The following is a 9,126-nucleotide window of genomic DNA, read 5'->3' as shown; positions in this document are numbered from 1 at the left end:
TGGATATGACGACAGAATGCTGTCATGGCGGGAAAAGAGCTACCATAAGCTATCAACTCACCTGCTAAACAGTGACTCTTTCCCACTTGCGGGTTTGCCAGACCATGACAAAAGCCATGGAGCTGATCAGTCTCTGCAACGTCTGAACCAGCCAGACTGCAGTCAGTCCAAGCCCGAGTACAGGACCAACCAGCCAGCATAGCGGCAGCAGGATTAACCACTGTCCGGCGGCTCTTATGCCCAGTACAGTGCGATTTGCACCAGCACCCAAAAGGGCTTGGGTGAATACCAGAGAGGCTGCATCAAGGAAGATGCTCATACCGGTCAGCTGAAGAGGAATTTTTCCCATTTCGACAAGAGATTCCTGGTGGAGAAAGAGGCTCAGCATGAGCTCTGGAGCAATAAGTAATGGAAGGCTCAGGAACAGCAGCACACTGGCAGCCACCTTGACAATATCCCAGCCCCAGCGCCAGGCTTTATCGGGTTTGCCGGCTCCCAGGCTCTGACTCACCAGAGTATTAGCGGCCATACCCATACCCATACCCGGTAAAATTAATAGCAGGGAAATATTCATAAGAACATGAGCTACGGCCAGCTCACCGGTACCCATCCGGGCAATGATAGCAAACAGCACCATAAAGCCAAAAGAGAACAGCAACTGTTGCAGAGAGTCCGGAACAGCCAGTCGAATCAGTCGAATGGTCTGCCTGAAGTCACGCTTTATTAAAAATCTGAAGTCCATGAATCCCTGTTCTCTGGCGATCCCCATAAGGCTGAACATATTCAGCATGGCGGCGAGGTACATAGCCAGGAAAGTGCCAAGCGCCGCACCGGCCACACCCATTGCTGGTAATGGACCTATGCCGTAGATAAGGCAGAAACTTACCAGCGCATTGAAGAGGTGGGAGATGACCAGAATGCGCAGAAACCCTGAAGGTCTGCCAGTGCCATTCCAGTAACCTCTAAAAGACAGGCAAAGAGCGGCGGCAGTCAGAGACATGACGCGAATGCGAAAATAGCTAACGGCAGTGTCATGCACTAGTTCACCCTGGTTAAAAATTTGCAATATCCAGGGGGCTAACACCATCAAGATGAGACTGACAGGTAGGGCAAAGAATAGTGCGATGATGATGCCATGGTTGACGGGTGTCGCACAGTGAAGGCTATGGCCAGCACCTAATCTGCGAGCTACCTGAGCTTGTACACCGGCGGAGAGTCCTGCAACAAGGGAGAGTGCGACAAAGTTTGCGTAACTGGCGGCACCTACCGCAGCAAGTGCTTCTTTTCCCAAGGGCCCAACCAGGGCAGCGTCGACAAGATTCAAGAGGCTTTGAGACAGCATCGCTATGATGATAGGGGTGCTCAATTTCAGTATGGTAGTTACGCGCTGTTTCAAGCAAACCTCAGGCTTTTTAGATGTTTCTGTTAGATTGTATGTGTTTAGAAGTGCCTGTGTCACGCCAGAACTGAATGCTTTTTATCTTGCAGCAGAGATCCCAGGCTGGGTTCTAATGAGAATATTCCCGTGCTGAAGACTTGCTGGAAAAGCGGTTCAATGTATTAAACATTTCAGTGGCAGGAACAGATCTTTGGTAGCAGAGATCTATTCCTGCCTGATTCAATAAGCCCTGACTTATTCAAGGTTTGGGCGCAACCAGCGTTCGGCTTCTTCCAGACTTATGCCTTTTCGCTCAGCGTAAGAAGCGAGCTGGTCCCTGGCGATCTTACCCAGACCAAAGTATTTGGATTCCGGGTGAGAGAAGTACCATCCACTGACACTGGCAGCAGGCATCATGGCAAAGTGTTCTGTCAGGTTGACTCCGGTATTTACCTCTCCATTGAGCAGCTCAAACAGTGCTGTTTTTTCTGTATGGTCCGGACAGGCTGGGTAGCCGGGGGCAGGGCGGATGCCGGTGTACTTTTCCTTAATCAGTTCTTCATTACTCAAGGCTTCATGTGGAGCGTAGCACCAGAATTCCTTGCGAACTTTTTCGTGCATATGCTCGGCAAAGGCTTCTGCCAGACGATCAGCAAGCGCTTTTACCATGATACTGTTGTAGTCATCACCCTTGTCTTCATAGGTTTTGGCCAATTCATCTGCACCAATCCCCGCCGTAGTGATAAAACCACCCACATAGTCTTTCAGGCCAGTGGCTTTTGGCGCCACAAAGTCTGACAGGCAGTAGTTTGGCTTATCATCCGGTCTCGGGTTCTGTTGACGAAGATGATGAAGCATGACTTTGACTTCAGAGCGACTTTCGTCGCTATAAACCTCAAGGTCATCGTTGTTTACCTGGAACGTCGGCCAGAAGCCAATAGCTGCACGAGCACCCATCTTCTTGTTCTCAACAAGATCTTTCAACATGGCCCTGGCATCATTGTAAAGGTTGGTGGCTGCTTCACCGACAATTTCATCTTCCAGAATATTCGGATATTTTCCCGCCAGATCCCAGGTGATGAAAAAAGGTGTCCAGTCGATGTAATCCACCAGTTTTTCCAGTGGGTAATCTTCAAAGACTTTTACACCTGTGAAGGTTGGAACTGGAGGTTGATAGTTGTTCCAGCCTGCATCAAAACGATTATCAACGGCTTCCTGATAAGTCAGTAGTTGTCGCTTATTACTGCGCTTCTCGTGGCGTACCCGAATTTTTTCGTACTCGGCACGCGTTTCCTCGATCAGTGCCGGTTTTAATTGTTTACTCATCAGTCGAGTCGCAATGCCGACACTGCGGGATGCATCGGTCACATAAAGCGCTATATCATTCTGAAACTGTGGCTCTATCTTAACCGCTGTATGAGCTCTGGAAGTGGTTGCACCGCCGATTAACAGGGGCAAGTGGATGTCCTGGCGTTGCATCTCACTGGCGACATGCACCATTTCGTCGAGAGACGGTGTGATCAAACCGCTGAGGCCAATGATGTCCACGTTTTCTTCTCTGGCTACCTGCAGGATTTTTTCGCAGGGCACCATAACACCAAGATCGATGACCTCGAAGTTATTACAGGCCAGCACAACACCAACAATATTTTTGCCAATGTCGTGTACATCGCCTTTAACGGTAGCCATTAGTATCTTGCCGTTGGACTGAACGTCGCCGTCTTTCTCTTCTTCAATGAAAGGAATCAGGTGGGCAACGGCCTGTTTCATAACCCGGGCACTTTTGACGACCTGGGGTAGAAACATTTTACCGGCTCCAAACAGATCGCCGACTACATTCATGCCCTCCATTAATGGACCTTCGATGACATGAATGGGGCGATCTGCCTGTTGACGAGCTTCTTCGGTGTCTTCAACAATGTAGGTGGTTATCCCTTTCACGAGAGCATGTTCAAGACGCTTGTTGACATCCTGCTCACGCCAGGAAAGATCTTCTACTTTTTTCTGGCCGGTGCCGCCACCGCGATAGTCCTCTGCAATGGCCAGCAAGGCTTCTGTGGCTTCGTTATTGCGGTTGAGAATGACATCTTCAACCCGTTCACGCAGCTCTTTGGGGATTTCCTCGTAAATTTCCAGCTGTCCGGCATTGACAATACCCATAGTCAGGCCACCTTTGATGGCGTGATACAGGAAGACAGCATGAATCGCTTCCCTGACCGGGTTGTTACCCCGGAACGAGAAGGAAACGTTACTAACGCCGCCAGAGATCATGGCATGGGGCAGGTTTTTCCTGATGTAGCGAGTCGCATTGATGAAGTCCACCGCATAATTGTTGTGCTCATCAATACCGGTAGCCACAGCAAAGATATTCGGGTCAAAAATAATGTCCTGGGGCGGGAAGCCCACTTCATTAACCAGAATGTCGTAAGAACGCTTACAGATTTCTATTTTGCGGGCTTCGGTGTCAGCCTGACCGGTCTCGTCAAAAGCCATCACCACAACAGCAGCACCGTAATTACGACATAGCCTTGCCTGATGGCGGAAAGCCTCTTCGCCTTCTTTCAGGCTGATGGAGTTAACAATGCCTTTACCCTGAATGCATTGCAGACCGGCTTCGATGACATCCCATTTAGATGAGTCCACCATGACCGGCACTTTGGAGATGTCCGGCTCAGAGGCCACCAGATTCAGGAAAGTAGTGATAGCCTTTTTGGCATCCAGCATCCCTTCATCCATGTTGATGTCGATGACCTGGGCTCCGTTTTCAACCTGCTGACGAGCAACGTCCAGAGCTGTGTCGTAATCTTCTTCAATAATCAGGCGTTTGAAGCGGGCAGAGCCGGTTACATTACAACGCTCACCCACGTTGACAAACAGCGAGTCTGCAAAAATATTGAAGGGTTCAAGACCGCTGAGCCGACAGGCGACAGGAATTTCTGGGATCTGTCGTCTTTCGATAGACGTCATTCTATCAGCAATTGCCTTGATATGAGCCGGAGTACTGCCGCAGCAACCACCAATAATGTTCACCAGGCCAGATTCAGCAAATTCGGCAACAATGTCTGCCATTTCATCCGGAGTTTGATCGTACTCTCCAAACGCATTAGGCAGGCCAGCATTAGGGTGTGCACTGATAAAAGTGTTGGCAATGTTGGACAATTCTTCCAGGTACGGACGCAGCTCACTGGCACCCAGTGCACAGTTCAGGCCTACAGAAATAGGATTGGCGTGTTGAATAGAGTTCCAGAAAGCTTCTGTGGTCTGGCCGGAAAGGGTACGACCAGAGGCATCGGTAATGGTGCCTGAAATCATGATGGGCAGTTCATAGCCCACTTCGTCGAACAGTTCTTTTACAGCAAAGATAGCGGCTTTGGCATTGAGCGTATCGAAAATGGTTTCGATCAGAATAATATCGGACCCCCCCTCTATCAGGGCAAGGGCTGCTTCTTTGTAGGCCATAGCCAATGCTTCAAAGCTGGTATTGCGATAGCCCGGGTTGTTGACGTCAGGCGAAATGGAAGCGGTTCTGTTCGTTGGGCCTAGCACCCCTGCTACAAAACGGGGCTTATCAGGGTTTTGAGCAGTGGCTACATCAGCCACTTCTCTGGCTATACGGGCTGACTCCCGGTTGATCTCCGGGACCAGATGTTCCATCTCGTAGTCAGCCATGGCAATGGTTGTAGCGTTAAAGGTATTGGTTTCCAGAATGTCAGCTCCGGCATCCAGGTAAGACTGGTAAATCTCCTTGATGATCTCAGGGCGTGTCAGAGAGAGAAGGTCATTATTGCCCTTGAGGTCACAGCTGTGATCAGCAAAACGTTCTCCACGGTAATCTTCTTCATCCAGCTTATAGCCTTGAATCATGGTGCCCATGGCACCGTCAAGGATCAGAATCCGTTTCTCCAATTGCTCTTTAAGAAGGTTTGCTCTTGGAAAGTGTGCTCTTTCTTGACTGTTAGGCATGGGTACAGATTCCGGGCCAGTTCTCTCTATTGCCATGAAACAGGCCGTCAAGGTTTCAGTTTGACGGTTCACGGCTGCTTGTAGGTATTTTCAGGAGAGCGATGGTATCAGAAATGCGCCACAGAGTGTGTACTTCAAATCACACATATTCATAGAAAAAGTAAGTAAAATGCAAGGTCGACTATGATACCGTTGTCGGCATAACGACGTTCAATCCCATACCACGATCGAATAAAATATTGGCGAGCTTAAACAGTCAATAGCCTAAAATCGTGCCAATATAGTGAATTTTCGCTTACTTTGGTTGAATAAATGACGCGGGTTTTGCGCCTCCGGGTAAGACCGGGGATGGCCACTCATGAATCCGTCATCAGGGCCAGTTCTTCAATTGTGGGCATTTGTTGTTAATACCTGCAGTGGCAGCTTGAATAAGGGTAAAATTGCTGAGGCTTAATATCAGCGATCATTGTTTACCCATTGCACCTGCCTGATAAAAGGGCGTGACCCTACCCCAGCTTTTTCGGTGTCATGGCAATCACTAACACACGATAATCCCCATTACAGAAGTGCTGTGCCGCAGCGAAACCAACACCATTGCAGTTATCCGTGATCACTGCATTATTCATGATATTTTTCCCATTTTTTACTGTTATTTTAATGGGTAGAGAATACCAACCTGAGCCTGTCAAAGTGACCCGTGAACACTTTCGCGTGCGCCAGCCAAGTACCTTTACCTGGTGGGTGGTATTTGATAAACCCTATGGGCTGAATGGATGGCATGGACAACTTAGAAATGGCGAATGATATACGCAGTTTACTGAACACCTTCAACGATGCGTTTTCGAATCAGCGTCTTGATCGGGTTACAGAGCATTTCGCTGACGAGTGTGAATTCCGATAAATGAATGGTCATACTGCCCGAGGTAAACAGAAGGTTCGTAACGCCATCAAATCAGTGTTTAGCGGTATGTACGGAAAATTAACCTTTATTGAAAAAAAGTATGTTGGTTGATGAAGACAATAAAACAGCCAGTTTTGGATTGTAGGGTCAGCATGATATGCTGCCAGTGGCAGGTATGTCGTTTAGCCAGAAGGTTATTGCCTCACTGATTAAGCTGCGTTTTGGTAGGTCGTTTCACTGGGAGGGTATGGATTATTTTGTGTTTGATGATGAGTTAAAGATTGTCAGTAAACAAAGTTATGGCCGTGCGGCGATACCAAAATTTATTTGCGGGCCTGCACTGCGTCAATGTGACTGATTGATTATGAGGAAGACCCGTGACCCTTTCTAAAAAACATCACCTCCCAAGCGGTGGCTTTCGCAATAATGACAAGATGCAAATGCATCACCGTTCGTTATGGAAAATTTTAAAATGGAAGTTATTTGAAAAATTACCGGAAAAAGTTTCGATTCCTATTGTGGAAGATGATCATTCGGTCTTTGAGTACTCGGATAAATCGCTGACAAGTTGGATTGGTCATGCGACTTTTTTGATTCGTCATCAGGGCATGAATATTATTACTGATCCTCACTTTTCTGAACGAGCATCGCCAGTGCAGTGGGCTGGGCCAAAGCGTTATTCACCTCCTGCGATAGATATTAATGCCCTACCTCATGTTGATGTGATATTGATTTCCCACGATCACTTCGATCATCTGGATCGACAATCTGTGTTGACGATCCAGAAAAGGCAGAAACACAACCCGCCGTTATTTATGTTGCCACTCGGATTAGGCCATTGGTTCAGCAGGCGGGGAATTGATAATTGGGTTGAACTGGATTGGTGGGAATCGCATACCCATCGTGGCTGGACGTTCACGGCAGTGCCATGCCAACACTTTAGTGGCCGTTCCATCTTTCCTGACCGAACGCTCTGGTGTGGGTGGGTATTTGAAGCGCCTTCAGTATTTGCGAAACCGGGTAAACGCTTTTATTTTGCTGGAGACACTGGCTACAGCTCAGACTTTAAGGCTATTGGTGATCACTTTGGCTATATGGATATGGCCATGGTGCCCATTGGGGCCTATGAACCACGCTGGTTTATGAAAGAAATCCACGTTAACCCACAAGAGGCGGTGCGCATTCATAAGGATGTTGGCTCGCGCTTATCGCTGGCGATGCATTGGGGCAGCTTTATGCTCACCAACGAGCCGATGTTGCAGCCGCCGGAAGATCTACAGCTTGCCAAACGACAACAGAATGTTGCGGATAACGATTTTATTGTGATCAAGCCTGGAAAAATCACTGCTTTATTTAATGATTTATTGTGACAAGGGTGGAGCTGGCATTCGCGACGGAATTGCTAAAGACTCTCGGCTCCTCCTTTACTGTTTTGAAAATCGGGATGCTTATGCTGAAGCCTGAATATTGTCGTGGCTATTGTTTTGAAGGCAAAACCCAGCAACCAGGGTGGCAACCAGAGTTACACTGGCAAGCGTCACTGTTCCCATTTGTGGCAGTGAACCCACCAAACCACTGACTATTGTAGCCAGTAGCATTTCTATGAAGAAGATCAGTCCGGCAGCGGTGCCTGCATTGTTAATCATATGTTCGGTGGCTCTGGCCTGGCATAGGGGCATAAAGAGACCCAGTCCCAGCTCAAAGACAACCATACCAAACATATAACCCGGAATAGAGCTGCCATGACTCCACCAGGCAGTGGCAAAGGAAATGTTTGCACCTGCAGCCAGAGTGATCCAGGCAAGTCGAGTGCTTTTCTCACGTCCTAACCGGTCATTCAATTTGGGGCCATAGGTTGCACTGAAAAGGTAGCCCGCAATGGCTATCGCAAAAAGGAATCCATAAAATTTTGGAGCCAGGCCTAATTGGCTGATCATTACAAAAGGACCACCGGCGACAAAAACAAAAGCGCCAGAGAAGGCTGTGCCGGCAGCGATAGTGAACCGCAGATAGCGCCAGTCAGTTAATACGTCTTTATAGCCTGAGAGAATAGGGTGGCCAACGCGCCTGGGGATTTGATGTTTTTCAGGGATAAATAGCAGGCTCATCATCGCAATAATGGCCATAGCGCCCATGGCCAGAATGTTGTACTTCCAGCCTGCATATTCTTGAATAAATCCACCTGCGATGGGAGCCAGCATAGGGACCAGTGTCAGGCAGGCGCTGATATAGGACAACATCCTTACTTCCATTTTCTCTCGGAAATAATCTTTGGCCAAAATTCGGGCAACGGCAGTACCAAAGCAACCAAATACGGCCTGGGCAAAGCGTGCAGCTATGAATAGACCAATGTGATTGGTCAACAGGGTGGCAGCAGTGGCAAGCAGGTAGAGGGTATAACCCAGCATCAGGGTCTTTTTACGACCCAGGCGGTCAGCCAGTGGGCCCACTATGAGCATCGATATCGAAAAACCCAGCATAAAAATACCGATACTCCACTGGGTTGTAGCACTGTTACTGCCAAAATATTCTGTTATAGCCGGGAGAGAAGGTGAATAGATATCGATAGAGACTGGACCAACAATGGCAAACACTGTCAGTATCATCAGGACAGTAGTGGAGTGTTTTTCTATATCTAATGAGCTCATGGCTGCGACTCGTTCTACTGAAATTTATGCTGGAAGGGATAAGTTCGAAAGGTTCGAAGGAATTAATTGGCCCTTATTTTTAGGCAAAATTCCCCTTTAACCTGGAAAAAGAGCGCGAAGGGTACAGGCTTTTGAACAGGGTAACAATCGTATAATTTCACATAAGACTAGGGGCTCACGAAGCACTAAAGAGACAAGTACAGCAATGGGGTGTAACCTGCCATCGTTGAAGCACA

5 protein-coding genes are annotated in these 9,126 nt (G+C 48.2%); 2 read left to right on the top strand and 3 right to left on the bottom strand.

The genetic code is table 11. From position 1 onward, the window contains the following. Positions 1–64: 64 nt before the first annotated feature. Together ACO6V5_RS07435 and metH are read right to left on the bottom strand one after the other, a co-directional pair. Positions 65–1,396: an MATE family efflux transporter gene (locus ACO6V5_RS07435; RefSeq protein WP_422408968.1), complete on the bottom strand. Its 1,332-nt coding sequence runs from the start codon at positions 1,394–1,396 to the stop codon at positions 65–67. Positions 1,397–1,633: 237 nt separating this feature from the next. Beyond that, positions 1,634–5,341, bottom strand: coding sequence for a methionine synthase (metH, locus tag ACO6V5_RS07430; protein ID WP_422408966.1), 3,708 nt, complete (start codon positions 5,339–5,341; stop codon positions 1,634–1,636). 1,058 nt (positions 5,342–6,399) lie between these two features. On the opposite strand from metH, the gene ACO6V5_RS07425 reads away from it, so the two are divergent. After that, entirely contained in the window at positions 6,400–6,600 is a 201-nt protein-coding gene (locus ACO6V5_RS07425) for a hypothetical protein (RefSeq protein WP_422133661.1), read from the top strand. Positions 6,601–6,619: 19 nt separating this feature from the next. Next, complete coding sequence (locus tag ACO6V5_RS07420; RefSeq protein WP_422133662.1) at positions 6,620–7,612, top strand: MBL fold metallo-hydrolase; 993 nt, start codon at positions 6,620–6,622, stop codon at positions 7,610–7,612. Positions 7,613–7,690: 78 nt separating this feature from the next. On the opposite strand, the gene ACO6V5_RS07415 is transcribed toward ACO6V5_RS07420, so the two are convergent. Further along, positions 7,691–8,890: a multidrug effflux MFS transporter gene (locus ACO6V5_RS07415; RefSeq protein WP_422133663.1), complete on the bottom strand. Its 1,200-nt coding sequence runs from the start codon at positions 8,888–8,890 to the stop codon at positions 7,691–7,693. Between the last annotated feature and the right edge of the window lie 236 nt (positions 8,891–9,126).

It is taken from the genome of Endozoicomonas sp. ALD068 (genome assembly GCF_049310145.1).
Classification (GTDB): Bacteria; Pseudomonadota; Gammaproteobacteria; order Pseudomonadales; family Endozoicomonadaceae; genus Endozoicomonas_A.
The sequence above is the reverse complement of the archived record's forward strand: the minus strand, read 5'-3'. Positions and strand labels throughout refer to the sequence as shown.

Excerpts from the sequence above, each read along its gene's own strand:
- metH (WP_422408966.1), bottom strand. The coding sequence starts at position 5,341 with ATGCCTAACAGTCAAGAAAGAGCACACTTTCCAAGAGCAAACCTTCTT.
- ACO6V5_RS07425 (WP_422133661.1), top strand. The coding sequence starts at position 6,400 with ATGCTGCCAGTGGCAGGTATGTCGTTTAGCCAGAAGGTTATTGCCTCA.
- ACO6V5_RS07415 (WP_422133663.1), bottom strand. The coding sequence starts at position 8,890 with ATGAGCTCATTAGATATAGAAAAACACTCCACTACTGTCCTGATGATA.